The following is a 25,201-nucleotide window of genomic DNA, read 5'->3' as shown; positions in this document are numbered from 1 at the left end:
GATATCAAGGGCAGGAAAATCTCGCTGTGCGTCATTATCCTGGGCTGGATCCTGGCGGCGGCGCTGTGCATGTTTATCACCTCTTCCACCGTCGGCTGGGCGATCCTTATTTTCTGGGGACTGTTCCGCAATTCGCCTTATCCGGTGGCCTACGCGCTGCTGATTGATTCCGCGCCCAAGGCGGCGGCCTCCAGCATGGGATTGATGATCGGCCTGGCCGTCGGCATCGCCGGCATCCTGGTGGCGCCCACCGCCGGATGGATTATCCACCGGTTTGGCTTTGACGTGCACTATATGGTGATAGTCGGCGTGCTGCTGCTCTCCTGCATTCCGCTGTTCATGATCAAAGAAACGGTAAACGTAAGGAAGGCTTAACATGAATACTGACCTGACGGACATGTTGCTAGATAAAGATATAATCGAACTGAGCCATCTCTATGAGGAACTGATGCCGGTCTGGCCGACCCATCCCAAGTTCCATATAAGCATCGAGGAAACCATCGCCGGCGGCGACGGCAGCTACAATACCCTGCTGCATATGGGCGATCACTGCGGCACCCATGTGGACGCGCCCGCCCATTTTATCGCCGACGGCAAGACCATAGAGGCGATTTCCCCTAAACGCCTGTTGGGCCGGGGGATCCGGATTGACGTTTCCTTTCTTGAGCTTAATCAGGAGATTACGTTGGCCACGATCCGGGACTGGGAGGCGCGGCACGGGGAGATCCGGGCCGGCGATATCGTGATATTCCGCACCGGCTATGACCAAAAATGGCGCAACCGTCCGCACCATCAGGCGTTTATCGCCGACTGGCCCGGACTGTCCGGGGAAGGCGCGCGCTATTTAATCGACAAGGGCGTCAACGCCATTGGCACGGATGCCATGTCATTGGATGCCTATGCCAATTCCAGCTATCCGTCCCACCAAATCGTACTGGGCGCGGGCGCGTTGATTATTGAAAATCTCGCCAACCTGGGGAACCTGCCGGACAGCTTTATTTTTCTTGCCCTGCCATTGCGCATCAAAGGTGGTTCGGCCTCGCCCATCCGGGCCGTTGCCCTGGTGTGAGACCTTCCCTGGCCGCCGGGAGATCTCGTCTCCCCAGCCGGTTCAGCAGCCCACCACCTTACCCAGGAATGCCTGGCAAAGTTCCAGCTGTTCGACCGTCACGTACTCGTCGGCCTGGTGGGCCTGGGTAATGGAACCCGGGCCGCAGACTACGGTTGGAATACCCGCCAGCTGGAACAACCCCGCCTCGGTGCCGAACGCGAGCGAGTCAAACGATGCCTGCCCCAGCGCGCCGGCGCAGTGGCGCTTCAGGTCATCAAGCGACCCGTCGTCGCGCAGGCCGGGATATTCCGACTGTTGTTCCAGCCGGATATCCGCCCCGCCCGCCACCTGGCGCATTTCGGGCAGTAGCCCGCGGGCGAAATCATCCAGCCGGCTTGCCAGCAGATGATGATGGGTATGCGGCAGCGGGCGAATTTCAAAATCGAACTCACAGCTGTCGGGCACCACATTGACCGCGCTGCCGCCGTGGATGGTGCCCACCTGCACCGTCGACCAGGGCGGATCGTAACGGGCGTCGTTATCGTCATGGCGCCACAGGCGTCCCTGGTTGCGTAAAAACAGCACCAGCTCGGCGGCATAGTCGATGGCGTTGACGCCCAAATGATTTTGCGATGAATGCGCCGCTTGGCCCTGTACCTTGCAGCGCCAGGCGCTTTTGCCCTTATGGGCGGTGGCGAGGCGCATCAGGGTCGGCTCTCCGATGATGCATCCGGTTGGCCGCGCCTGGTCGCGCGCGAGCTGCGCAAGCAAACCCCGCACGCCGACGCAGCCAATCTCCTCGTCATAGCTGATGGCGATATGCACCGGACGGGCATCGGCGGCGCGGGTCGCCTGGATAAACCGCGGCACCATCGCCAGCACGCAGGCCAGGTAGCCCTTCATATCGGCGCTGCCGCGGCCATACAAACGCTCGTCGCGCCGGGTGAGGACAAAAGGATCGCTGTGCCAGGGCTGCCCCTGCGCCGGCACCACATCGGAATGACCGGACAGGCAAATGCCGCCCCGGTCGCCGGGGCCGATGGTGGCGTACAGATTGGCGCGTTCGCCGTCGGCGCTGTAGACACGGCGGGACGTAATACCGTAGCCGGCCAGATAGGATTCGGCAAAATCGATCAGAGCCAGATTGGACTGGCGGCTCAGCGTCGGAAACGCCACCAGGGCCGACAGCAGTTCTATGGCGTCGCTCAATGGCGTCTCCTTAAGATTTGACCGCGATAACGTCGATTTCCACCCACCACTCCGGACGCGCCAGCGAGGTAATCATCAGGCCGGTGGATACCGGGAATACGCCTTTCAGCCAGCGGCCCATGATCGTGTAAACCGTTTCGCGGTAACGCACATCGGTCAGGTAGACGGTGATTTTACAGATATCCTCCAGCTTACTGCCCGCCTCTTCCAGCAGCATGGCGATATTGTGCATGGCCTGCTCGGTCTGCGCGGCCACGTCGCCCTTGCCAACCGACTCGCGGGTGTCCAGATCCTGGCCTATCTGGCCGCGCAGGAACACCATGTTGCCGGCCACCACCGCCTGGCACAAATCGTTATCCAGATTCTGTTCGGGGTAGGTTTCCTTGGTATTAAACGGACGAATACGGGTATGGCTCATGACGCTGCTCTCCAAAGACGTTTAGGGTTAACCGCCGGGAATCGTCCCGGCCGGGTACGGATTGCCGCCCGGATACGCTCCGGCCGGCGGTGTGTCAGGCGCCAGGACGCGTCCTGGCGTGTTCATTGGCTTGGCCGCCGGTTCAGGCCAGGAACTGCTTTAATTCGGCGGTTTGCGGATGATCGAAAATGTCCACGGGCGTACCCATTTCATGGACCCGGCCCTGATGCATAAACACGATGCGGTCGGCGACCTTGCGCGCGAAGCCCATTTCATGGGTGACCATGATAATGGTCATGCCCTCGGTGGCGAGGCCCTCGATCACCTGCAATACCTCACCCACCAGTTCGGGGTCGAGGGCGGAGGTGATTTCGTCGCACAGCAGCACCTCCGGGTTCATCGCCAGCGAGCGGGCAATCGCCACCCGCTGCTGCTGGCCGCCGGAAAGATTGCCGGGCCAGGTGGCGAATTTCTCCTCCAGGCCGACGCGCTGTAGCAAAGCGCGCGCCGTGCGTTCCGCCTGTTCGCGCGGCATTTTTTTCACCAGGGTCGGCGCCAGCATCACGTTTTTGCCCACCGTCAGATGCGGGAACAGGTTAAAGCTCTGGAAAATCATGCCGACGTTCTGGCGCAGCTCGCGCATGGCGGCCGGGTCATGCTGCCGGATAGCCTGTCCGTCCACCGTCAGGGTGCCTTCCTCAAAACTTTCCAGGCCATTGATGCAGCGCAGCAGCGTGCTTTTACCCGAGCCGCTCTTGCCGAGGATACATACCACTTCCTGGCGTTTAATCTGCAAATTAATGCCCTTGAGCACCTCGTTATCGCCAAAGCGCTTATGCAGGCCTTGAATATCGACCACCGCGAAGGCGTTTTTATCAGCAGTAATATCAGTCATGCCTGTCGGCTCCCTGGGTGAGTTGCTTTTCTAAATGCCGGCTCCACCATGACAGCGGAAAGCACAGGATGAAGTACAGCGCCGCGACGCTGCCGTAGACCAGGAAAGGCGCAAAGGTGGCGTTGGAAATGATTTGCCCCGACCGGGTCAGCTCGACAAAACCAATCACCGACGCCAGGGCGGTAGCCTTGACCGCCTGCACCAGGAACCCCACCGTCGGCGCCAACGCCACCCGCAGCGACTGCGGCAGGATAACGTAGCGCAGCTGCTCGCCGAACGACAGCGCCAGGCTGGCGGACGCCTCCCATTGCTGGCGCGGAATACTCTCCACGCTGCCGCGCCAGATTTCGGTCAGGTAGGCGCTGGCGTAAAGGGTCAGGCACAGGCTGGCGGCAAACAGCGGCGTCGTGTCGACGCCGAACAGCGCCAGGCCGAAGTAGGTCAGGAAAAGCTGCATCAGCAGCGGCGTGCCCTGGAACACATTCACGTAGAGGATCACCAGCAGCCGCAGCCAGCGCCGGTGCGACAGCCGAAGCACCAGCAGGATGGCGCCGACGATGCCGCCGCCGATAAAGGCGATGGCCGACAGCCCGACGGTCCAGCGCAGCGCCAACAGCAGGTTGCGGTAAATATCCCATAAAGAGAAATCACTCATGATTTTTCCCCAGCGCCGGCCCAAAGATAAAGCGCGGCCCGAACCAGCCGAGGAACTGGCGCACCATTACCGCCAGCGCCAGGTAAATCATCGCGGCGATAATAAAGGATTCAAAATTGCGAAAGGAACGGCTGGCAATCAGGTTGGCGCTGAACGACAGCTCCTCGGTGGAAATCTGGCTGCATACCGCCGAGCCCAGCATGATGATTATCACCTGGCTTATCAGCGACGGCCAGACGCGGGACAGCGCGGGCGGCAGCACCACGCGGGAAAAAATCTGCCAGCGGTCCAGCGCCAGGCTTTGCGCCGCCTCGATCTGGCTGCGCGCGGTAGTCGCGATGCCGGCGCGGGTGATCTCGGCCGCATAGGCGCCGAGGTTCAGCACCAGCGACACTACGCTGGCGGAGATGGCCGTCATATGCAATCCCAGGGAGGGCAGGCCGAAAAATATAAAAAACAGCTGCACGATATAAGGGGTATTGCGTACCAGCTCAATATACCCGCCGACCGTAAAACGCAGCCAGGCGGCGCCATTGGCCCGCGCCCAGCCGCAGGCGATACCCAGCAGCAGTCCCAACAGCGTGGAGACCAGCGTCATGGCAAGCGTGACCAGCGCGCCGCGAAGCAATAGCGGCCATTGTTCCAGTACCGAGGAAAAATCAAAAACCATTACCCATACTCCTTCGGTGTCGGGTCGGACAGGGTGAGGAAAGCCACGTCGGGCAGCGTCCACAGCCGCCACAGGGTCGCCAGTAGTTGCCCGGCCTGTTCAGGCGCCAGGACGCGAACGGCGCAGCGCATGAATTTATCGCCCAAGGCCCGGTCATCCAGCGGACGGGCGGCGCTGCCCGCCGCCTTGGCCACAAAGGTGGTGAACCGCGTGCCGTCGCGCAGGATGATGGTCACGCCGGCCCCCTCCGGCGCGACCGTCGCGAGGCCGGGGTCGGCCCAGCGCGGACCGCTGTCCATGGTGACCTTAGCCATCAGGGCAACCAGGGTTTTATCCGTCATTAACCGGTCGTCCAGGTGATCCAGGGCCAGTTCGCCGAACATCAGCGACGCCGCGATGGCGAACGGCAGGCTGAACTGCCCCTCCTGGGCGGTGCGCGGATGTGGATAAATCAGGTTCGCCACCACCACCGGCGGCACATCGCAGGCGATGCCGGCTATCTGATCCGCAGGCAGGCCGTGGCGCGCCATAAGATCCAACACGCCGTCCACCGCCGCATGGGAAGAGAGGCAGACAGGGATGCGTTTAACATCCACGCCCGGCGCCAACAGGCACCAGTTCCCCTGCGCGGGCGTCAGCCAACCGGCGTCGAGCACGCCGTCGTTGGTCAGCGCCGCCAATCCGTAATCATGCTCCAGCGCATTGGCGGGGCCGCGCGCGCCCTGTTCCGCCAGCAGCGCCGCCATGACGCCGCTTTCAGCGGCGCGGCCCGCCAGCAGGGGTTTGGCGTCGCTGCCAAAGGCGCATTTCATGCCGCCGGTGCCGCTTATGGCCAGCCCCAGCGCATGGACGGTGGCATCGACATCCAGCGCCAGCAGTTTGGCCGTCGCCGCGCAGGCGCCGATTGCGCCCAGCACGCCGGTGGTCCACCAGCCGCGATCGTAAAGGGTGCGCCCCAGCGCCATGCCGATGCGGTACTGGCATTCCGCCCCGGCCACCAGCGCCGTCAGCAGCGCCTCGCCCCCGGCATGTCGCGCCTGCGCCACCGCCAGGGCCGCCGGTACGATCACCGCCGAACCATGGACAAAACCGGCATAACAGTTATCGTCAAAATCGAGGGCGTGAGCGGCCACGCCGTTGGCAAACGCGGCCGATGGCGCCGCGTAACGCCCGGCCACCCCCGCCACCGCCGCGCCGCCGTCGGCCGCGGTAAGCGCCGTGACTCGCCGGGCAATGCCGGCGACCGGGGTGGCGGCACCCGCCAGCATCACGCCCAGGGTGTCCACCAGGCAGCGCAGCGCCACATGGTTCACCGCCGCGGGAATATCCCCGGGCGCCAGGGCCACCAGCCAGTCCGCCAGACGTCGGGTGCCGCCGATTGCCGCTTGCGCCGGCACTTGCCTGACCGGGCCGTTATCCTCCGGCCCTTGCCGCCGTGGCTTACTTGTCATCGTCATCAACTCCGCCCGTACCCTGGTTCACTTATCGTCATCACCATTCATTCCGCTCATGACCTGGCGCGCGGGTTATCATCACCCTCGGCTGCGCATGCGCATTGGCCCGTCGCATGCCGCGCGCCGCCGCCCGGTTTTATTCCGGCAGGTCGCCCGCCGGCGCGCCCAGCCATTTTTGCGAAATCTTGTCCAGGGATCCATCGGCCTTGGCGGCGCGCAGGATCTCATTCACCTTGGCCACCAGTTCCGGCTGGTCTTTCGGCAGCCCGACGTAACATGGCGCGTTGGACAGGATCACCTTAAGGTGCAAATCCAGCTGCGGGTGCTTTTGTTTCATCGCCCCGGCGACCGTGGTGCCGATGGCCACCAGCTGCGTCTGGCCGGACAGGAATGCGGAAATGGTGCTGTTATTATCCTCGAAGCGTTTGATCTCCGCGCCGGGCGCCAGACGGGTCAGCTCTTCGTCCTGCATCGAGCCACGGGTGACGGAGACGGTTTTGCCGGTAAGCTCGCCAAAGCTGGCCGCCGGAGTTTTTTCGCCGCCAAATACCGCGTCAAAAAACGGCGCGTAGGCGATGCTGTAGTCGATGACCTTGGCCCGTTCCGCGGTTTTGCCCAGCGACGAGATAGTCATGTCCGCTTTGCCGGTTTGCAGATAAGGTACCCGGTTCGGTCCGGTGACCGGCACCAGGACGACCTTGGCGCCAAGCTTCTGGCCCAACAGGTTGGCCACGTCGATATCCAGGCCCTGCGGCACCATATCGCCACCCACGTAGCCATAAGGCGGATAGTCCACCGGCACCGCCACGCGCAGCGTTTTCTGGCTGATGATGTTGTCGAGCACATTGGCGGCGCTGGCGGTCATCATGGTGCAGGCGGCCATAGCGCCCACCAATAGCGTTATCACGGCATGTCTTTTCATAACGGTTATCCTGTGTAGTCGAAAAACGGATCAAGGATCCAGGCGGAATGTCCGGGCCGCCGCCGGTAATGCCAACGGCGACGGCAACCGGTTTATTTCTTGAAATACCCCGCCCTGACCGCCATGCCGATCAGGTTGACAAAGAAACGGCAGGCGGTAATGGCGGTAATGCCGTTTAAATCTTTTTTCGGCGTGATCTCGACGATATCCATGCCCACCACGCGGCCCTTTTTCACCAGGCCGTGGATGATTTTTCGCGCCTCGCTATAGGTCACGCCGCCCAGCGCCGGGCCGTTAACGGCAGGCATGATGGTAGGATCGATCCCGTCGGCATCCAGGGTAATGTAGTAATTACCGCCATCGGGGATACGGTCGAGCACCGACTGCGCGCCCTCGTCGTGCAGTTCATGGGCGGTAATCAGGTGCGCGCCGTAGGCCAGCGCGGCATCCACTTCCTCCTGGCGGGCGGATCCGTTGGCGCGCAGGCCAATCTGGAAAATCTCGCCGATATGCGCCATTTCCGACGCGCGGCGTATCGGGCTGGAATAACCGTCGGTCACGCCGTTCACCTCCTGGCGCCAGTCCAGATGCGAATCGATATGCACCAGGGTGATAGGCCCCAAGGTGTCGAGCGCGCGCAGTACCGGAATCGGAATACCATGATCGCCGCCAATCACCAGCGGCATGCCGCCAAGGGAGATGATTTTGCGCACCACCGCCTCGGCGGCGTCATAATGGCCGCCCAGATGGCGCGGGTCGGCGGCGATATCGCCGCAGTCCACCATATGGATCGGCTGGTTGTCCATCAACGGGCCGCCGATATCGAAATCATAACGCTCGATGCTGCGAACGGCGCGATCGGTGGCCTGGCGCACCGCGGTAGGGGCGTTGGTCTGATCGTTGGTCACCTCATCGATGGAGTACGGCGAACCGTAGGGAATGCCCAACACGGCGATATCCACCGATTCCAGGGTATTCAGGTCGCTTACCACGTCAGAATACAGCAGGCTTTTATGGCCGTGTTTCGGCGCGGTGGTCAATTCTGGCTTATAACTGGTCATCTTAATGTCCTGTACTTGTTGTCAAAATCTTGCGTCACGGCGGCGGGTTAATCCACGCTCCACCATTCGCCCATTGCCCACAATTTTTCTTCGGTCTGGCTGACCAGCGCGCGGACATCCACCTTCGAGGTGGCCGCCATCAACGCCACCAGCAGTTCGCTCACCATAAACGCCGGCGTCAGGGTATCGAAAAAAGACGCGGTCTTTTTTTTCACCAGGATGGCTTCGCAGGCCAGGCGCGCCACCGGCGAGCTGGCGTTGTCGCTGAGGGCGACGATTTTCACTTTCTGCTGGGACAAGTAGCGGGTCAGCGCCACCGTGCGCCTGGAATAAGGCGACAGGCTGCACACCAGCAGGGCGTCCTTCGGCCCCATGCTGCGCATCAGCGCCATGATGCCGCTCTCCCCCGCCCCTTCAACCAAATGCACGTTATTCTTGAAATAGGACGCCACGTGGCAAAAATGGAACGCCACCGGAAACGACGAACGCAGGCCGAGACAGTAAATATTCCGCGCCCCGGAGAGAATTTCGGCGGCGCGCACCATGGCGGCCAGGTTGTCGTCCCGGCACAATGCCTGGATATGGTCGGTGGTGGTATTGGCCAAATCCAGCAACAGGGAGGTTTCCCCTACCTTCTGTTTCATTTCCACCAGCGCCGGCACCCGTGAACCGTATTCATAACCCTTGGCGCGCACCGCATTGACAAAAATGGCGCGGATATCGTCATAACCGGTGAGTCCAAGGCGCTTTGCCAGGCGCGTCATGGTGGAGGGCGGGATCCCCGCCAGCCTTGCCTGTTCGCGCATGGACATCACCGCCACCTCCTGCGGGTTATCCAGCACAAAACTGGCCGCCTGCCGCACCTGTTTCGGCAGTGATTCATACTGGGCCTTAATGGCCTGACAAAGCGTTTGCTGGTCCATGGAGCGGTCCCTGGTAAAATCGTCTCAATCATAATTGCAACAGATATGCCAAAAAATAGTGCCGATGATTCATTTGATTCATTTTAATCACGGGAATTTTAGGTTTTAGGAGGCATGAACGGGGAGAGGTTCGACGGGATGATTCAATTGATTCATTATTGCGGCAAAATAAATTCACCGCGCTGCGCAAAGCGGCGGCGGGACGGTAAAGCCCGTCCGCCGCGCCGCACGATCTTAACGCAGTGGCGCCTCATTGTGGTGCGTCAGAGGTCGACCTTCACGGTAAACTGCACCTGGAACGGCTCGCCTAGCTGATTGGCCAGATTATTGGTGCCGATGGAGGAGGTATAATAGGTTTTGTCGAACAGGTTTTTCAGGTTGACCTGCAGGGTGACCGGATGATCGGCCTTGATATGATAGGCGGCAAACGCATCCGCCACGATATACCCCGGCAGGTAGTAATCGGCGCCGCTGGTGCCCGACCGCTTACTCACGCCGCGCGCCCCGCCGCCAAGGGTCAGATCGTTGCCGCCGATGATGGCGCCGACATCATAGGTCAAAAACAGCGAACCGGTATGGCGCGGCACGTTAACCAAAGGTTTGCCGGCATAATCGGGATCGTCGAGTATTTTGGCGTCGGTGTAACCGTAGCTGGCGATCAGGTTGATGTTATCGGTCAGGGCGCCGGCAAGATCCATTTCCACCCCGCGAGAACGCACTTTGCCCGCCGTGCGCGCATAGGTGTCGTCGCCAATCTGCTCGTTGTACAGCACGTTGCGTTTGTCGATATCAAACAGGGCGATAGTGGACGTCACGCCGTTAAACAGCTCGAATTTTGCGCCGACTTCATAGGCCGTCGAGGTTTCCGGCGGCAGGCTGCCGATGTGGTTGGCGATGGAATACTGCGGCACCACCGAGCGCGCGACATTACCGTAAAACGACACCTGTTCGGTGGCTTTGTACACCAGGCCGAACTTGGGCACCCACTTACTGTCGCTGCTGTCGGTGTTGACGTTGAATGGACGGCCCTTGCCGGCATATTCGGTGAAATACATATAGCGCATGGCGGCCACGGCAATCCATTTATCGGTCAGGTACAACGAATCCTGCGCGTAGCCGGAATAGCTTTCCTGCCGGATGCGCTGATCGCTGTCCGACGCGCTGACGCTTTTGCATGTGGAGGCAACGCCGTAGGCCGGGTTATAAATATTGAAATCCCGCACGTTCTTGCAGCGGATCATATCCGTGCGCAGCAAATCATAGTTTTCATAGGCCACGCCGGTGAGGATTTCGTTATAAAACCCACCGATGTCGACATTGCCCTGCAAATCGGCGCGGGTGGCGTGCATCTGCTGGGTCGAGCCGTTGGTTGCGTCGACGCGGCGCGTGACATTGCCGGTGGTGGCGTCATAGGCCATGACCCGCGCCTGGTTATCGGTATATTTATCCTGGCTGAAGCCATAATCAAACTTGGCTTTCCAGGCATTATTGAGCTGGTATTCCATATTGAACTGCGCCACGTCGGAATAACCGTCGGTAATATTAAACGGCTCGTCCAGGCGCGTTTTGCGGTCGATATCAATGGCGCGCTTAGTGGTTAAATCAAATATGGTGCCGCGATCAAAAGGGGTTTTATAATCGCGGTGCGAATAATAGACGTTGACCGTGGCGTTATCGCCATAGTAACTCAGGGACGGTGAAAAAAACGTGCTTTTGGCGGTGCCATAGTTACGCCAGTAATCCTCATGCTGATATTCGCCGATTAGGCGATAGGCAAAGCGCGTGTCTTCTATCGGCCCGGTAAGATCCAGCGTGCCGTTGCCGCCGCCGAAGCTGGTGCCGGTGGCGGATACCGAACCGGCAAACGTCGTCTGCGGCCGTTTGGTTATCACGTTAATCAGCCCGCCCGGGTCAAGGATGCCGTACAGCGTGGAACTGGGTCCCTTCAACACTTCCACCCTGGACGTGGCGGCGTTAAAGCTGCGTGGCTGGACGGTTTTCAGGCCATTGGTCAAGATCGAGCCATCGCGGTTATCGCCAAAACCCCGGCGGGAAAAAGAATCCTGAGTGCCGCCAAGGGTGTTGGTTTGCGCGATATTGCTGACGTTATACAGCACCTCATCCAGCGAGGTGGCGTGCTGATCGATAATCGCTTGCCCGGTCACGGTATTCACCGCCTGCGGAATATCCAGTAGCGGCATATCCGTAAGCGTGGCGGTGGAGGAACTCAGCGGCTGGTAGCCAAGGGTGGCGTTATCGGCAAACCCCGGCGCGTCGCCGGTCACGGTGATGGAATCCCCCGCGTCGCCGCCCGCCGCCGCCGCCATCGCCATACCGGATGCAAGCAGTGTGCCGGCAAGACACAGGCAACAGGCAACGCGGTCATTATTTCCCGGAGACGTTTTTTTTAATTCGGTCATTTTCCCTATCCTGCGTAACTATCATCGCCTGTTCGGCCGACATGAACGGCATATGTTGATTGCTCGGGACGGCGCGGCTTGGCGGCCCCATTTTATAGTGATTATATGAGAATGCATTTGAAACTCATTATCATTCAAACATGACATGCTGTAGTAGTAAACGCCGGCTGAAATAAAAACGCATGGTGATATTACGCACGATACCCCTAGGGCATATGTGCCAATAATTAGCTTTAATAAGTTGATATAAAACAGATTTATGGCATTGCGCCCACGATTTGGCCGCCCTCGCCCCGCCGCCGGTTTTCGCTGCTGTAGTGGCGGCATTAGACTTGACTACTACAGTAGTTATGCGCATCATTACGAAAACGAATGAGAGTTATTTGTATTATTGGTCGCGTATGTTCACCGATAGTGTGACTTTCGTCAATGGATCCAACGCGGGAGCAGTCAATGCCACATAACCTGGGCGCGGGTCAGCCGCCGTCATTACCTGCCGTGGCGCCGGCGGTAAAGGGGCAAACGCCACACACAGGACTCGCCCTGGAGGATATCTCGGCGGGTTATGGCGGCGCGTTGATAGTGGAGAACATCACCCTGACCATTCCGGCGGGCAAAATGACCGTGCTGGCCGGCGCCAACGGCTCGGGAAAATCCACCCTGCTGGCCACCATCGCCAGGATGTTGCGCCCCGCCGGCGGCCAGGTGCTGCTGGACGGCAAGGCCATCCACCACATGCCTACCAAGGCTGTGGCCCGCCGGCTGGGCATCCTGCCGCAGTCGCCGCGCCTGCCGGAAGGCCTGACGGTGTTTGAACTGGTATCACGCGGTCGTTTTCCCCATCAGACGCTGCTGCGCCAATGGTCGGCGGCGGATGAGCGCGCGGTGAACGACGCGCTGCGCCTGACCGACACTCTGGACTTCGCGCACCAGCCGGTGGACAGCCTGTCCGGCGGCCAGCGCCAGCGCTGTTGGATTGCCATGGCGCTGGCGCAGGAAACGGAAATCATCCTGCTCGACGAACCGACCACGTTTCTTGATCTGCGTTACCAGGTGGATATCCTTGAGCTGCTGCGTGACCTGACCCGGCACCATGGCCGCACGGTGGTGGTGGTGCTGCATGATCTTAATTTCGCGGTCAACTATGCCGATACCCTGCTGTTCCTTAAACAGGGCCGGCTCCGAAGCGTGGTGGCGGACAGCGCATTATGCACTCCGGCGCTGATTAAAGACGTCTTTGACGTTGAGGTGCAAATGTCGGTGAACCGGCTGACGCGGAAGCCTTTTTTCATGCCCTTTCGCGCCCGCGACACCTGCCTGCCATGAGCCTGCATATCGACGCCCGCGCGCCCGCGCGCGGAAAAAAACGCGCCGCGCGCTTCGGTCTGTCCCTGACCATGGGCCTGCTGCTGCTGTCTGGCGGCGCGCTTATCCATCTCGGCCTCGGCGCGCGTTATATCGGGCCCGCCGACCTGATTCACGCCCTGGTGTTTTATGACGCGCATAATTTTGATCATAAGGTCATCGTTGAACTGCGGCTGGTGCGCCTGCTCGCCGCTATGCTGGCCGGAGCGGCGCTGGGCATGGCCGGGGCGCTGCTGCAATCCGTTATCCGCAACCCCCTTGGCGAACCCCATATTCTTGGTCTGAACGCCGGCGCCGCCCTGGCGGTGGTGGCGATGTCGGCGCTTGGCGCGTCCTGGACCGGCATCCCGGCGGCCCGCCCGCTGGTCGCCGCCGTCGGCGCGGCGGCGCTGTTTACCCTGGTGATGGCGCTATCCTGCGCGGGACGCGGCGGCCTGACGCCGCTGAAGGTGACCTTGTGCGGCGTGGCGTTGTCCGCGTTCGCCTCCTCGGTAACCGCCGCCATCCTGATCCTGGACGAGCAAACGCTGCTGGCGCTGCGCCTGTGGCTTGCCGGCGACCTGGCCGGGCTGAATTTTCCCACCCTGCTTGGCGCGCTGGTACCGGCGCTTGCCGGCGCGCTGCTGGCGCTGATTATCTCGCCACGGCTGAATATTCTCGCGTTGGGAGACAGCGCCGCCGCCGGACTTGGGGTCAATATCGCCAGTACCCGCCTGCTGGGACTGGCCGCCACGGCGCTGCTGTGCGGCGCGGCGGTATCGGTCGCCGGCCCCATTGGCTTTATCGGTCTGGTGGTGCCGCATATCATTCGGCGCTGGGTTACCGACGATATCCGCCAGGTTATCCCCCTTTCCGCCGTCGGCGGCGCGGTGCTGCTGCTGGCGGCGGATATCGCCGCCCGCACGTTGATTGCGCCGCGCGAGCTGGCCACCGGCGTCATGACCGCGCTGTTCGGCGCGCCGGTATTTATCGCCATCGCCGCGAGGCGCTTTACATGAAAACCAGGATGTTTTATCCCCTGCGGCTGGGACCGCTGTCGCTGCTGCTGCGTCCAGCCGCGCTAATGCTGTGCGCGCTGCTAACGGCCTGCGTGCTGCTGGCGGCCACGGTGGGCGTCACCCGGGGCAGCCTGCCGGTGCCCGGGGCCGCCATCCTGCGCATGCTGCTGTATCCCGGAGAGGGCGCGGCACAGCAGCAGTTTATCGTCTGGGATATTCGCCTGCCGCGCATGCTGATGGGACTGCTGTGCGGAGCCATGCTCGGCATGGCCGGGGCGGCGATGCAGTCCATTACCCGCAATGGCCTGGCGGACCCCGGACTTATCGGCGTCAAGGAAGGCACCAGCGCAGTGGTGCTGACGCTTATCATCGCCTTTCCCTCCCTCGGCCTGATATGGCGGCCGGTGGCGGGCATGGCCGGCGGCCTGCTGGCGGCGGCGCTGGTTATATGCCTGGCGCGCGACGTTTCGCGCCCGCGTTTTATCCTGGTGGGCATCGGCGTTTCCTGGGCGTTTTCGGCGGCTATCGGGGTATTTATCACCACCGCCGATATTCGCGATGTGCAGACCGCCCTGGTATGGCTGGCGGGCAGCCTGCACGCGGCCACCTGGAGCCTGCTCGGCATTACGGCGTTCTGGGGGCTGGCGGGCGGTGTCGCGCTGTACGCCACCGCCCGGGCGTCGGATGCGGCCCTGCTGGGCGACGAGGCCGCCACCGGCCTGGGCGTGCGGCTGCGCGCGTTGGCGCGGCTGCGCTTTGCCGCCCCGGTGCTGATGACCGCGGTCTGCGTCGCCTGCGTCGGCAGCCTGGGATTTGTCGGTTTAATCGCCCCGCACATGACCCGCTTCGCGCTGCGCGGCGGACAGGTGTCATTGCTCAGCGGCAGCGCCCTGCTCGGCGCCCTGTTGGTCCTGGTCGCCGACAATGTGGGCCGGCTGGCGCTGGCGCCCCTGCAAATCCCGGCGGGCATCGTGATGGCGCTGATCGGCGGCCCGTTTTTTTTACTGTTGTTGTGGCGTCGCCGCGACCAATTGTAATGTCCGGTTCCGATGTCCGGCCATAACCTTATTGAGAGATAGCAGATATGCGCAAGGTGCTCTTCCTGTTTCTGGTCATACTGGCCACCCGGCTGCCGGCCCAGGCCGCCGACGCGCCGCAATCCCGGATATTCAAAGACGATCTGGGCCGCTCGGTCCGGGTGCCGCTGCATCCCCGGCGCATCGTGTCGCTGCACGATCTGGACATCACCATTCCGCTGATCGAGCTCGGCGTGCCGCCGATAGCCAGCCACGGCCGCACCCGCCCCGACGGCTCGCACTATCTGCGCTCGAGCGGCATCCTGACCGGCGTTGATTTCGATAACGCGCCGATAGCCTTTATCGGCACCGCCGATATCGATATCGAGGCCATCGTGGCCGCCAAACCGGACCTGATCATTACCGAGCCGAGCCGCAACGTGCCGGTTGAACAGCTGGAAAAAATCGCGCCGACGGTAAGCATCGATCACCTGATCGGCGGCGCGCCGCGTATTTACGCCAGGCTGGCCGATCTCACCGGCAGCGGGCCCAGGCTCGCCATCCTGGAAAACCGTTATCAACAACAACTTAACCAACTGCGGCAGGTCATCGACACAGGGGGCATTACCGTCTCGGTGGTGCAGGCCAATAAAGGAAAGATTACCGTACATCATACTTATCGCGCCCTGGGACGGGTGCTGCGCGACGCCGGGTTCCGCTTTCCGCCCCTCATCGAGAACGTGCCCGAGGGCGACAGAATGGATGTCAGCGCCGAACGTCTGCCCGAGCTGGACGCCGACTTTATTTTCGATACCTACCGCTCCGACGCGGGCGGCAAACCGCAGGATGAAATAGACGACATGAATAAAGTGATGCCGCGCTACTGCGACTTTCTCAAGGCCTGCCGGGAAGGACGTTACATCGTGCTGCCGCGCGAGGAGACCATTTCCAATTCCTTTGCCTCGCTTAACCTGATGGTCTCCCTGGTGCAATCCCACCTGTCGGGCCGCCCGCTGCCCGCGCCTAAACCATGACGGCGCCCGCAAGCGCGCCGGCGGCGCCGGTCAGTGCGCCAGGCGCGTTGGCGCCGCGCGTTCTCTTTCAACTGCACTGCTGGCTTGGACTTATCCTGGGCGCGTTCCTGTCGTTTATGGGTTTAAGCGGCGCCGTGATGAGTTTTGAGGACGAGATCATGCTCGCGCTCAGCCCGCAGGCCAGCGTGACGGCGCCGGCAACCGCCGCCCCGCTGGCGCTGGACGAGCTTATCGACAGGGTGACGCGGCAAAGGCCGGGCGCAACGCTGCTGTCGCTACAGATTGAGCACGCGCCGGACCGCGCCTGGACGGCCGCTTTTTTACGCAAGGCGGGCGGACGCAACCAGAGGATATTGATCGATCCCTATAACGGGCAATTGCGGGGCGAGGCCACGGGCGCCGCGTTTTTCGAGACGGTGCGCAACCTGCACCGCTATTTAACGCCGGGGGCCGCTAAAGACGGCATCGGCCATGCCCTTACCGGCGCAAGCGCGCTGGGCCTGGTTTTTTTTGCGCTATCGGGACTGTATTTGCGCTTCAGCCAGGGGACCCGCGCGCTTAGGCACTGGCTGCGGCCGGATTTGCGCCTGCGCGGCAAAGACCTTTACCGCATGCTGCACCGGGTGTTAGGCACCTGGCTGGTGGTGGTCTACCTGGCGCTCGCCGGCTCCGGCCTGTGGTGGTCTTATGACAGCTACCGCCAGGGGTTGACCTGGCTGCTGGCGGACGCCCCGCGCGGCGGCCAAGGCCCTGGGGAGGCGAAAAACATCGCCGCCGCGCCGGTGGCTCCTCCGGTGGATTGGGACGCGGCGTGGCGGCTAGCCCGGCTCCGCCATGGCGGAGCCTTCCAGTCGGCGGTGATTTTTTTCCCGCCGCCGGCGAAAAACATTCGTATCCGCATAGTGCCGCGGCAGGCCGCCCATGACCGCGCGGCCGACGAAATCACCCTGAACGGCCACGGTCTGACGGTGGTGCGCTTTACGCCCTACGCCGCCCTGCGACCGGGCGACCGGATAATAAATAATATGGATCCCATCCACACCGGCATGGCCTTCGGCCTGGCGGGACGGATAGTGTTTGCCCTGGCCAGCGCAGGCGTGCCGGTGTTTTTTATCACCGGCCTGCTGCTGTACCGCAGACGCACATCAGCAAAGAAGGCAGCGTTATGAGCACTAAAGCCCCTTTTCAAAAAATACCGGCCGATGTTTTCGGCGATCGTTTTCGCAACCGCGAGCATCTGTTATCGCCGGGCCTGCACGCCGTGGCCAGCTATATCAACCAGCACCGCCAGGTGATAATGGACCATACCGCGCTGGAAATCGCCGCCGCCACGCACACCTCGGACGCCACGGTGGTGCGCGCCATCCAGGCGCTGGGGTTCGCCGGCCTGAGGGATTTAAAACGCACGCTGGAAAACCTTCAAGGCCCCACGTTCACCTCGGCGCAAAAGCTCACCACGACGGTAAGGACGCTGTCCCATGATATCGATTCGAGTATTGATTTTGTCATCGCGGGGCACCGGCGCGGTTGTGACGTCCTGGGTGAACAGGATAACCGCCTGGCCATGGCGCGGGCCGTGGAGCTATTGACGGGGGCCGGCCAGGTCGGCATTTTTGGTATCGGCGCCTCCAGCCTGCTGGCCGAATATGCCGCACGCCTGTTCAACCGCATCGGCACGCCCGCCTATGCGCTGAACCGCACCGGCATGGCGCTGGCGGAGCAGCTGATCGGCATGAAACGCGGCGATGTGCTGATCATGATGGCGCAAAATAAGGCGCACCGCGAAGGGCTTGCCACGCTGCGCGAAGCCAAGCGCCTGGGTGTGCCGACAATACTGCTGACCTGGGCGGGCGGTTCGCAGTTTGCCCGCGAGGCGCATACCGTCATCCTGGTGCCACGGGGCGGCGAAGGCGGTAAAGTGCCGCTGCACGGTACGGTACTGGTGTGCCTGGAAATGATTATCCTGTCGCTGGCCTCGGCGGCGCCGCAGGTATCACTGCGATCCATGGACCGGGTCCAGGGTTTGTATCACTCGTTAAGGGAGGGGGGCCGATCCCGTGGATAACACCCCTCGTTGCGCCGCCGTATTGCACTTAATAAGTGCAATCGCCTCACTATAGTGCAATGACGTGCCGACTCTCCCGCGTCGCAATCCATACTTTAGTAAAATTAATATTATTTATCAAACACATAAAATAATCGCGCTGCTGGCACGGCCTTTGCTTATCTTATATAACGGGACCGAGTTCCATTTTATGAGATAACGATGAGCATTCTGAACAGCACCGCCGCGATTTTACGCCTGATGAGCAGCCTGAAACGCGGCGTGACGGTGACCGACCTGGTCGAACATTTGCAATTTCCCAAAAGCACCGCCTCCCGCGTGCTCAAGCAACTGGCCGAAGCGGGCTTTTTAGAGCGTGACGCCAGCTCGCTCGCCTACCAGCCCGGCCTGATGCTGCTGGAAGTGACCCATCTGGTACGGCGCAACTCCTCATTGACCGATCTTATCGAGCAGGCGCTGCGCGAACTGTGCGCATCAACCGGGCACACCGGTTACCTGTCGGTGCTGGACGGCAACGATGTGCTGGTGCTGCGCGTGTTACCGGGCTTGCATGCGCTGCGGGTGATCCGCAACGCCGGATCCCGCTCGCCGGCCTGGGGCACCTCCACCGGCCGCGCGCTGCTGGCGCGGTTGCCGGATACCCAGCTAAACGCCCAGTTTCGCGCCGTTTTGTCGCCCGCCAACGATCTGCCGATGCATTTTACCCAGCTGATGGACCGGCTGGCGGTGGTGCGCCGCTGCCATTGGGCATCGGCGGTTAACGAAGCGGTGGCCGGCGCGGCGTCGGTAAGCTGCGCCGTGGGCGACCCGCACAGCGGCGAAACCGTGGCGTTTTGCCTGACGTTTCCGTCCTCAATGGCGGACGACGCGGAAATCCAGCGTCTTTCCCGGCTACTGTGCGCGGCGGCGGCGCAAATCGGCAAAAAGGTCGGCGACCCCTATTGGTTTCGTTAGCCGTCGAGCGCGTGACTTATCAGCATATCTCGCGGTTTTCAGCTTTTTTTTCAGGAGTGGTTTATGTCACATCGTCAGCATCCAAGCAGTTTTAATCCAGGTACCCTGCTGTTTCTTACGCTACTAAGTATTTTTGGCGCGGTTATCGGCATCCAGCTGTTGACCACCCTTGGCGTCACGCCCAATACCTCGATTATCGGCGCGCTGGTGGCGATGATCATTGCCCGGGTGCCGCTACAGCTGTTTAAACGTTTTCGCTCCATTCATATCCAGAACCTGGCGCAGAGCGCCATTTCGTCCGCTACGTTCGGCGCGGCCAACAGCCTGCTGCTGCCGATCGGCGTTCCTTATATTTTTGGCCGTCCTGACCTGGTACTGCCGATGTTCATCGGCGTTTCGCTGGCCATGCTGCTGGACGGTTATCTGCTCTACCGCATGTTCAACACCACGGTATTTCCGGCCACCGGCGCCTGGCCGCCGGGGGTCGCGGCGGCGGAATCCATCAAGGCCGGCGACCAGGGCGGGCAACAGGCGGGCATTCTCGGCGCGGGCCTGCTGATTGGCGCCGTCGGCTCCTGGTTTAAATTTCCCATGGCGGCGCTGGGCACCGCGTTTATCGGCAATATCTGGGCGCTGTCGATGTTCGGCATCGGCCTGCTGCTGCGCGGTTACAGCGTGCCGCTGACCGGCTTCGATATTAATAAAAACTATATCCCCCACGGCATGATGATCGGCGCCGGACTGGTGGCGCTGTGCCAGGTGATCGCCATGATCCGCGGTAAAAAAATCGACCGCGCCGCGTCCAGTGCCGATGCGCTGAGCGCGGCGGATGCCGATCGCCGCCATATCCTCGGCTCACTCGGATTGGGGGCGGTGGGGTATATCCTGATTGCCGCGCTGATTGCGCTCGGCGGCGGGCTGTACACCGGGATGTCGCTGGGCATGTTAGCGGCTTTTATCCTCTACGCCGCGTTCGCCGCCTTTATCCATGAGCTGATAGTCGGCCTGGCGGCCATGCATTCCGGCTGGTTCCCGGCCTTTGCCGTGGCGCTTATCACCCTGATCATCGGCATAATGATTGGGTTTCCGCCGGTGGCGCTGGTGATGCTGTGCGGTTTTTCGGTGGCCACCGGGCCGGCGTTCGCCGATATGGGATACGATTTAAAGGCCGGGTTTATCCTGCGCGGCAATAACGAAGACATCGCCTTCGAGCTGGAGGGCCGCCGCCAACAGCTGTTCGCCGCCCTCATTGCCTTTGTTATCGCCATACCGGTGGTGTACTTCAGTTACCAGGGCTACTTCGAAAACGGGCTGGTGCCGCCGGTGGCGAAAGTGTACGCCGCCACCATCCAGGCCGGCGTATCCCCGGATATCGCCAAATCCCTGCTGATCTGGGCGGTGCCGGGGGCGCTTATCCAATGGATTGGCGGCTCCTCGCGCCAGCTGGGGGTTTTGCTCGCCACCGGCCTGCTGATCGCCAATCCGCTGGCCGGCTGGGCGGTACTGATAGGCATTGCGATACGCCTGGTGGTGCTGCGCCTGGGCGGTGAACAGCGCCGCCATCAACTGGAAGTGTTTGCCGCCGGGCTGATTGCCGGCGATGCCCTGTTCAGCTTTTTTAATTCGGTGTTTGCCGGCAAGAGCGGTAAATAACACGGATTCCCGGTGCCGAGGCGTTCCCGGCACCCGGTTGATACTGACCTTTATTTGAGAGATATTTATGACTTTATTACAGACCCTGCACGTATTTGAAGCGTTCGATTCCGCCTTTGCCAGCGGACAGACCGTGGCGCGCCTGCTGGCCGACTATCCGGCGGCGCGGGTCGAGATTACCGAAATCCGCGGTCCGAAAGGCAAAACCGATTTCGTCAAAGTATGCATCCCCGGCACCCAGGGTAAACGCGGCGGCGGCTCGGCGCCGACGCTTGGCATTGTCGGACGCTTGGGCGGCATCGGCGCGCGCCCGACCCGCATCGGCCTGGTATCGGACGCCGACGGCGCCGTGGCCGCCATCGCCGCCGCCGTTAAGCTTGCGCATATGCAGACCCAGGGCGACAGCCTGCCCGGCGATGTGATCGTTACCACCCATATTTGCCCCGACGCGCCGACCCGGCCCCATGAGCCGGTGGATTTCATGGATTCGCCGGTGGAAACCGAGGATATGAACGCTCAGGAAGTGCTGCCGGAAATGGACGCGGTGCTGTCCATCGACACCACCAAAGGCAATCGAATCATCAACCATAAAGGATTTGCCCTGTCGCCCACCGTGAAGCAGGGCTATATCCTGCGCGTCGCGGAAGATCTGCTGCGCATTATGGAAATGACCAGCGGACAACTGCCGGTGACATTTCCCATCACCACCCAGGATATTACGCCTTACGGCAACGGCGTCTTCCATTTGAACAGCATCCTGCAGCCGTCGATCGCCACCGGGGCGCCGGTGGTGGGCGTGGCCATTTGCGCGCAAAGCGCGGTGCCCGGCTGCGGCACCGGCGCCAGCCAGGAAACCGATATCGCCGCCGCCGCCAAGTTCGTGGTGGAAGTGGCCAAGGAGTTTACCCGCGGCACCTGTAGTTTCTACGATCACACCGAATACGACCGTCTGCTGGAACTCTATGGTTCCCTGGCCCATTTACAACAACGTCAATAAGGAGGTGCTTATGCCCGCAACCTTACTGGGTACCCTGACCATCGGCCAGGCGCCGCGCGCCGATATTACCCCGATCCTGGCCGAACATCTGCCCGCGGACGTCGAATGCATCCATCTGGGAGTACTGGACGGCCTGGATAACGCCACTATCGCCCGGCGCTTTCCGGTCCTGCCCGGTGAAGCGGTGCTGACCACCCGGCTGCTGGACGGCAGCGCCGTCATCATGGGTAAAACCGCGGTGCGCGCGGCGGTTCAGGCTAAATTGAACGAGCTTGAGCAACTGGGCTGCCGGACCATAGCGCTATTATGCACCGGTGAATTCCACGGCCTGGCGTGCGAACGCGCGTGGCTGCTGGAACCCGATCTGCTGGTGCCGCCGGTGGTGACGTCGCTTACCAACGGGCGCCAGGTCGGCATCCTGGTGCCGCTGCCCGGGCAAATGGCCAGCGAAGGCGCCAAATGGCGCGCCCTGGCGCGCGCGCCGGTCTATGCCGCCGCGTCGCCCTACAACAGCACGCCGCAACAGCTCACCGCCGCCGCGCTGGAACTGAAGGCGCAGGCCGCCGAGGTGATTGTCATGGACTGCATGGGCTATACCGAACGGCATCGCAGCATAGTGCGTGAAGCCACCGGCCTGCCGGTGGTATTATCGAACGCCTTGTTGGCCCGCCTGCTGGCCGCCCTGCTGTAACGTCTGTCGCCATGATGGTTTATTAAGGAGTGAAAAGATGGAACTGCTATTACTGAGTAATTCAGTGCTCACCGGCCATGGCTATCTGGCCCATGCCATCGAACCGATGCGCGCGCTGTTGAAAGACCGCCGCCGGGCGCTGTTCGTCCCCTTTGCCGGCGTAACCGTCGATTGGGACGAGTATACCGCCCGGGTAAGCCAGGCCCTGGCGCCGCTGGGTATCGAGCTTGAAGGCGTGCATACGCTGGAAAATGCCGTGGACGCGGTGGCCCGCGCCGAGGTGATTATCGTCGGCGGCGGCAATAGTTTTAACCTGCTGAAATGCTGCCGTGAGCGGGGCCTGCTGGCCGCCATAGCCGAACGCGTGCGTCAGGGCGCGGCCTATATCGGCTGGAGCGCCGGCGCCAATCTGGCCTGCCCCACCATCTGCACCACCAATGATATGCCGATTGTCGATCCGGGCGGTTTTTCCGCGCTGGGGCTGGTGGACTACCAGATAAACCCGCATTATACCAACCGGCTGCCCGACGGGCATCAGGGGGAAACCCGCAACCAGCGCCTGGCCGAACTGCTGCGCGCCCGGCCGGAGATGACGGTTATCGGCCTGCCCGAAGGCGATTGGCTGACGGTGGACCATGGCGAAACCCGCTTGGCCGGGCCTTATGACGCGGTATTGTTCCGCGCCGGCATGGATCCGCAGACGCTTGAACCCGGCGGCGAGCCGCTTGCCTTAGCGCGCGCATAACCGGCCCGATTCCGGCTTGCCGGCTCCTCGCCGCACGGGGGGCCGGCAAGCCGAAGCCGACCCGCTGGACAATCGCGGGGCCAGACCCGCGCCCGCGGCGATAAAGACAGTTGTGCTGCTGAAAATAGAATTATCCCGCCTATACTTTGAGCCAGCCCCCATTTTCGGATCATGATACCGGCGCCGGCGCGATATCCGGCTAAAATTGCCAAATCCCGCAGATTCAAAGGCATACCCATGCCAGACCCGCGCCGCGTTCAGTACCCTCGCTGACGGCGCCTTAGTGTAAAAAAGGAGATACCCATGCCGGCGCCTTATTCCCATCACGTAAGGAACATCCTGTTGGCCCTGGTACTGGCGGTCGCCGGCGCAGGCGCCGCCATGGCCGCGCCTGCGGTGTCCGGCACCCTGGTGCAGGCGCCCGCCCCGCAGCCGCCCGATATCCTGTTTGGCCCGTTGTTCGAGGCAGTGCAGCAGGCCAGGATTTACCCTGACCAGAAAACCTTTGCCGATGCGGTCCCGCGCGGGGAGCCGGCCTCAATCCTGACCCAGTACCGGCAGCAGCGCGCCCAGACGGGTTTTGACCTTAAGCGCTTTGTCGATACCCACTTTATCCTGCCCACGGCGGGCACGCCCTACCATCCGCCCGCCGGACAAACCCTGCGGGCGCATATCGATGGTCTCTGGCCGGTGCTGACGCGCAAAACCGACAGTGTGGCGCCCCATGACTCACTGCTGCCCCTGCCGCACAGCTATGTCGTGCCCGGCGGCCGCTTTCGGGAAGTGTATTACTGGGACAGTTATTTCACCATGCTGGGCCTGGCCGAAAGCGGCAACTGGGGGCTGGTAAAAAACATGACCGATAATTTCGCGCATGAAATCGATGCCTACGGCCATATCCCCAACGGCAACCGCAGCTATTACCTGAGCCGTTCCCAGCCGCCGTTTTTCTCGTTTATGGTGGAACTGCTCGCAAGCCATGAGGGCGACGCCGCCTATGCGCGCTATTTGCCGCAGTTAAAAAAGGAATATGACTACTGGATGCGCGGCGCCGACGGCCTGGCCAAGGGCGCCGCCGCCGAACGCGTGGTGCGCCTGGAGGACGGCGGCCTGCTCAACCGGTACTGGGATGAACGCGACGTGCCGCGCACCGAATCCTGGATGGAAGATATCGCCACCGCCGGTAAAGCCAAAAACCGCCCGGCGGCCGAGGTCTACCGCGACCTGCGCGCCGGGGCGGCTTCCGGATGGGACTTCAGCTCGCGCTGGTTAACCGATCCCCATGATCTCGCCACGATACACACCACCGACATTATCCCGGTGGATCTCAACGCCCTGTTGTTCCACCTGGAGCAAACGCTGGCCCGCGCCAGCAAAAGCGCCAACGCCGCCACGGAGGCGCTGCGCTACGCGCGGCTGGCCGACGCGCGCCGCCACGCCATCAACCGCGTGTTGTGGAACCAGCAGGACGGTTATTACACCGACTATGACTGGCGGAAAAAATCAATTACCCGCCCGATCACCGCCGCGACGGTATTCCCGCTGTTTGTGCATATAGCCCCGCGCGAGCGCGCCGTCAGTACCGCCCGGGCGGTGCGCGATCAGTTGCTGAAAGAAGGAGGTTTGACCACCACCACGGTCAATACCGGCCAGCAATGGGATGCGCCCAACGGCTGGGCGCCATTGCAGTGGGTAGCGGTACAGGGATTGCATCATTACGGCCAGGACGCCCTGGCGCAATCGATCGGCAGCCGTTTTTTACGAAATGTGCAAAAGCTGTATGACGCGCAGCAAAAGCTGGTCGAGAAATATGTGGTTGAAGGCGAAGGCCTGGGCGGCGGCGGCGGCGGCGAATATGCGCTCCAGGACGGGTTCGGCTGGACCAACGGCGTCACGCTCAAGCTGCTGGACGCCTACTGCGGCGACCTCGCCGGCTGTAAAAAACAAGACCACGCGCCGGCGCCGCAGACGGCGCATTAAGTGAAGGGAACACGCCGTCAGGCGT

Annotated in this window: 24 protein-coding genes; 14 read left to right on the top strand and 10 right to left on the bottom strand. The window is 61.9% G+C overall.

Annotated features, from left to right (window positions below; translation table 11 throughout):
- A partial coding sequence (locus VGC33_RS22630; protein ID WP_331123017.1) for an MFS transporter occupies window positions 1-375 on the top strand: 375 nt, incomplete at its 5' end.
- 1 nt (window position 376) lies between these two features.
- Window positions 377-1,069 (top strand): cyclase family protein, encoded by a 693-nt coding sequence (locus VGC33_RS22625; RefSeq protein ID WP_331123016.1) that lies wholly within the window; start codon window positions 377-379, stop codon window positions 1,067-1,069.
- A 42-nt stretch (window positions 1,070-1,111) separates the two neighbouring features.
- Here the strand turns inward: VGC33_RS22625 and argE are convergent, their stop codons facing one another.
- From argE to VGC33_RS22575, 10 genes are all read right to left on the bottom strand, one after another.
- The gene (gene argE, locus VGC33_RS22620; RefSeq protein ID WP_331123015.1) at window positions 1,112-2,260 is read right to left on the bottom strand and encodes an acetylornithine deacetylase; all 1,149 of its coding nucleotides are present in this window, start codon (window positions 2,258-2,260) and stop codon (window positions 1,112-1,114) included.
- Window positions 2,261-2,270: 10 nt separating this feature from the next.
- The gene (locus VGC33_RS22615) at window positions 2,271-2,678 is read right to left on the bottom strand and encodes a RidA family protein (RefSeq protein WP_331123014.1); all 408 of its coding nucleotides are present in this window, start codon (window positions 2,676-2,678) and stop codon (window positions 2,271-2,273) included.
- Between the two features lie 142 nt (window positions 2,679-2,820).
- Window positions 2,821-3,573 (bottom strand): amino acid ABC transporter ATP-binding protein, encoded by a 753-nt coding sequence (locus tag VGC33_RS22610; protein ID WP_331123013.1) that lies wholly within the window; start codon window positions 3,571-3,573, stop codon window positions 2,821-2,823.
- Entirely contained in the window at window positions 3,566-4,228 is a 663-nt protein-coding gene (locus VGC33_RS22605) for an amino acid ABC transporter permease (RefSeq protein WP_331123012.1), read from the bottom strand. Before VGC33_RS22605 ends, VGC33_RS22610 begins: the two co-directional genes overlap by 8 nt.
- A complete protein-coding gene (locus VGC33_RS22600) occupies window positions 4,221-4,898 on the bottom strand; it encodes an amino acid ABC transporter permease (RefSeq protein WP_331123011.1) in 678 nt (225 codons plus the stop codon). Before VGC33_RS22600 ends, VGC33_RS22605 begins: the two co-directional genes overlap by 8 nt.
- Window positions 4,898-6,349: an MmgE/PrpD family protein gene (locus tag VGC33_RS22595; protein WP_331123010.1), complete on the bottom strand. Its 1,452-nt coding sequence runs from the start codon at window positions 6,347-6,349 to the stop codon at window positions 4,898-4,900. Before VGC33_RS22595 ends, VGC33_RS22600 begins: the two co-directional genes overlap by 1 nt.
- Window positions 6,350-6,488: 139 nt before the next feature.
- The gene (locus VGC33_RS22590) at window positions 6,489-7,274 is read right to left on the bottom strand and encodes a transporter substrate-binding domain-containing protein (RefSeq protein ID WP_331123009.1); all 786 of its coding nucleotides are present in this window, start codon (window positions 7,272-7,274) and stop codon (window positions 6,489-6,491) included.
- A 92-nt stretch (window positions 7,275-7,366) separates the two neighbouring features.
- On the bottom strand, window positions 7,367-8,335 hold the full coding sequence (locus VGC33_RS22585) for an agmatinase (protein ID WP_331123008.1): 969 nt from the start codon (window positions 8,333-8,335) through the stop codon (window positions 7,367-7,369).
- A gap of 47 nt (window positions 8,336-8,382) precedes the next feature.
- Window positions 8,383-9,258, bottom strand: a complete 876-nt coding sequence (locus tag VGC33_RS22580) for a MurR/RpiR family transcriptional regulator (protein ID WP_331123007.1) — start codon at window positions 9,256-9,258, stop codon at window positions 8,383-8,385.
- A gap of 263 nt (window positions 9,259-9,521) precedes the next feature.
- Window positions 9,522-11,591 (bottom strand): TonB-dependent siderophore receptor, encoded by a 2,070-nt coding sequence (locus VGC33_RS22575; protein WP_331123020.1) that lies wholly within the window; start codon window positions 11,589-11,591, stop codon window positions 9,522-9,524.
- A 540-nt stretch (window positions 11,592-12,131) separates the two neighbouring features.
- Between VGC33_RS22575 and VGC33_RS22570 the strand changes: the two genes are divergently transcribed.
- The 12 genes from VGC33_RS22570 to treA all read left to right on the top strand — a co-directional run bounded on the left by VGC33_RS22570 (window position 12,132) and on the right by treA (window position 25,176).
- Entirely contained in the window at window positions 12,132-13,004 is an 873-nt protein-coding gene (locus tag VGC33_RS22570) for an ABC transporter ATP-binding protein (protein ID WP_331123006.1), read from the top strand.
- A 71-nt stretch (window positions 13,005-13,075) separates the two neighbouring features.
- Complete coding sequence (locus VGC33_RS22565) at window positions 13,076-14,041, top strand: FecCD family ABC transporter permease (RefSeq protein WP_331123019.1); 966 nt, start codon at window positions 13,076-13,078, stop codon at window positions 14,039-14,041.
- Window positions 14,038-15,078, top strand: a complete 1,041-nt coding sequence (locus tag VGC33_RS22560) for a FecCD family ABC transporter permease (RefSeq protein ID WP_331123005.1) — start codon at window positions 14,038-14,040, stop codon at window positions 15,076-15,078. Before VGC33_RS22565 ends, VGC33_RS22560 begins: the two co-directional genes overlap by 4 nt.
- A 47-nt stretch (window positions 15,079-15,125) precedes the next feature.
- Entirely contained in the window at window positions 15,126-16,091 is a 966-nt protein-coding gene (locus VGC33_RS22555) for an ABC transporter substrate-binding protein (RefSeq protein WP_331123004.1), read from the top strand.
- Window positions 16,088-17,260, top strand: coding sequence for a PepSY-associated TM helix domain-containing protein (locus VGC33_RS22550; protein WP_331123003.1), 1,173 nt, complete (start codon window positions 16,088-16,090; stop codon window positions 17,258-17,260). Before VGC33_RS22555 ends, VGC33_RS22550 begins: the two co-directional genes overlap by 4 nt.
- On the top strand, window positions 17,257-18,156 hold the full coding sequence (locus tag VGC33_RS22545) for a MurR/RpiR family transcriptional regulator (protein ID WP_331123002.1): 900 nt from the start codon (window positions 17,257-17,259) through the stop codon (window positions 18,154-18,156). Before VGC33_RS22550 ends, VGC33_RS22545 begins: the two co-directional genes overlap by 4 nt.
- Before the next feature lie 201 nt (window positions 18,157-18,357).
- Window positions 18,358-19,110 carry an IclR family transcriptional regulator gene (locus tag VGC33_RS22540; RefSeq protein ID WP_331123001.1) on the top strand — a complete coding sequence of 251 codons (753 nt, stop codon included), beginning with the start codon at window positions 18,358-18,360 and terminating at the stop codon, window positions 19,108-19,110.
- Between the two features lie 63 nt (window positions 19,111-19,173).
- Entirely contained in the window at window positions 19,174-20,763 is a 1,590-nt protein-coding gene (locus VGC33_RS22535; RefSeq protein WP_331123000.1) for an OPT/YSL family transporter, read from the top strand.
- Between the two features lie 67 nt (window positions 20,764-20,830).
- On the top strand, window positions 20,831-21,760 hold the full coding sequence (locus tag VGC33_RS22530; protein WP_331122999.1) for a DUF1177 domain-containing protein: 930 nt from the start codon (window positions 20,831-20,833) through the stop codon (window positions 21,758-21,760).
- A gap of 10 nt (window positions 21,761-21,770) precedes the next feature.
- Window positions 21,771-22,451: an AroM family protein gene (locus VGC33_RS22525; RefSeq protein ID WP_331122998.1), complete on the top strand. Its 681-nt coding sequence runs from the start codon at window positions 21,771-21,773 to the stop codon at window positions 22,449-22,451.
- Window positions 22,452-22,488: 37 nt separating this feature from the next.
- Window positions 22,489-23,196 carry a dipeptidase PepE gene (gene pepE, locus VGC33_RS22520; RefSeq protein WP_331122997.1) on the top strand — a complete coding sequence of 236 codons (708 nt, stop codon included), beginning with the start codon at window positions 22,489-22,491 and terminating at the stop codon, window positions 23,194-23,196.
- A gap of 303 nt (window positions 23,197-23,499) precedes the next feature.
- A complete protein-coding gene (gene treA, locus VGC33_RS22515; protein WP_331122996.1) occupies window positions 23,500-25,176 on the top strand; it encodes an alpha,alpha-trehalase TreA in 1,677 nt (558 codons plus the stop codon).
- Window positions 25,177-25,201: the final 25 nt, after the last annotated feature.

The sequence above is a fragment of the Acerihabitans sp. genome (assembly GCF_036398755.1).
In the GTDB taxonomy this organism is placed as follows: Bacteria; Pseudomonadota; Gammaproteobacteria; order Enterobacterales; family Enterobacteriaceae; genus Acerihabitans.
This window is presented reverse-complemented; position numbering and strand designations above follow the sequence as displayed.

Bases quoted from the DNA above. Each gene is read 5' to 3' on its own strand.
- VGC33_RS22625 (WP_331123016.1), top strand. From the start codon at position 377: ATGAATACTGACCTGACGGACATGTTGCTAGATAAAGATATAATCGAA.
- VGC33_RS22615 (WP_331123014.1), bottom strand. From the start codon at position 2,678: ATGAGCCATACCCGTATTCGTCCGTTTAATACCAAGGAAACCTACCCC.
- VGC33_RS22610 (WP_331123013.1), bottom strand. From the start codon at position 3,573: ATGACTGATATTACTGCTGATAAAAACGCCTTCGCGGTGGTCGATATT.
- VGC33_RS22605 (WP_331123012.1), bottom strand. From the start codon at position 4,228: ATGAGTGATTTCTCTTTATGGGATATTTACCGCAACCTGCTGTTGGCG.
- VGC33_RS22600 (WP_331123011.1), bottom strand. From the start codon at position 4,898: ATGGTTTTTGATTTTTCCTCGGTACTGGAACAATGGCCGCTATTGCTT.
- VGC33_RS22595 (WP_331123010.1), bottom strand. From the start codon at position 6,349: ATGACAAGTAAGCCACGGCGGCAAGGGCCGGAGGATAACGGCCCGGTC.
- VGC33_RS22590 (WP_331123009.1), bottom strand. From the start codon at position 7,274: ATGAAAAGACATGCCGTGATAACGCTATTGGTGGGCGCTATGGCCGCC.
- VGC33_RS22585 (WP_331123008.1), bottom strand. From the start codon at position 8,335: ATGACCAGTTATAAGCCAGAATTGACCACCGCGCCGAAACACGGCCAT.
- VGC33_RS22580 (WP_331123007.1), bottom strand. From the start codon at position 9,258: ATGGACCAGCAAACGCTTTGTCAGGCCATTAAGGCCCAGTATGAATCA.
- VGC33_RS22575 (WP_331123020.1), bottom strand. From the start codon at position 11,591: ATGGCGATGGCGGCGGCGGCGGGCGGCGACGCGGGGGATTCCATCACC.
- VGC33_RS22570 (WP_331123006.1), top strand. From the start codon at position 12,132: ATGCCACATAACCTGGGCGCGGGTCAGCCGCCGTCATTACCTGCCGTG.
- VGC33_RS22565 (WP_331123019.1), top strand. From the start codon at position 13,076: ATGGGCCTGCTGCTGCTGTCTGGCGGCGCGCTTATCCATCTCGGCCTC.
- VGC33_RS22560 (WP_331123005.1), top strand. From the start codon at position 14,038: ATGAAAACCAGGATGTTTTATCCCCTGCGGCTGGGACCGCTGTCGCTG.
- VGC33_RS22555 (WP_331123004.1), top strand. From the start codon at position 15,126: ATGCGCAAGGTGCTCTTCCTGTTTCTGGTCATACTGGCCACCCGGCTG.
- VGC33_RS22550 (WP_331123003.1), top strand. From the start codon at position 16,088: ATGACGGCGCCCGCAAGCGCGCCGGCGGCGCCGGTCAGTGCGCCAGGC.
- VGC33_RS22545 (WP_331123002.1), top strand. From the start codon at position 17,257: ATGAGCACTAAAGCCCCTTTTCAAAAAATACCGGCCGATGTTTTCGGC.
- VGC33_RS22540 (WP_331123001.1), top strand. From the start codon at position 18,358: ATGAGCATTCTGAACAGCACCGCCGCGATTTTACGCCTGATGAGCAGC.
- VGC33_RS22535 (WP_331123000.1), top strand. From the start codon at position 19,174: ATGTCACATCGTCAGCATCCAAGCAGTTTTAATCCAGGTACCCTGCTG.
- VGC33_RS22530 (WP_331122999.1), top strand. From the start codon at position 20,831: ATGACTTTATTACAGACCCTGCACGTATTTGAAGCGTTCGATTCCGCC.
- VGC33_RS22525 (WP_331122998.1), top strand. From the start codon at position 21,771: ATGCCCGCAACCTTACTGGGTACCCTGACCATCGGCCAGGCGCCGCGC.
- pepE (WP_331122997.1), top strand. From the start codon at position 22,489: ATGGAACTGCTATTACTGAGTAATTCAGTGCTCACCGGCCATGGCTAT.
- treA (WP_331122996.1), top strand. From the start codon at position 23,500: ATGCCGGCGCCTTATTCCCATCACGTAAGGAACATCCTGTTGGCCCTG.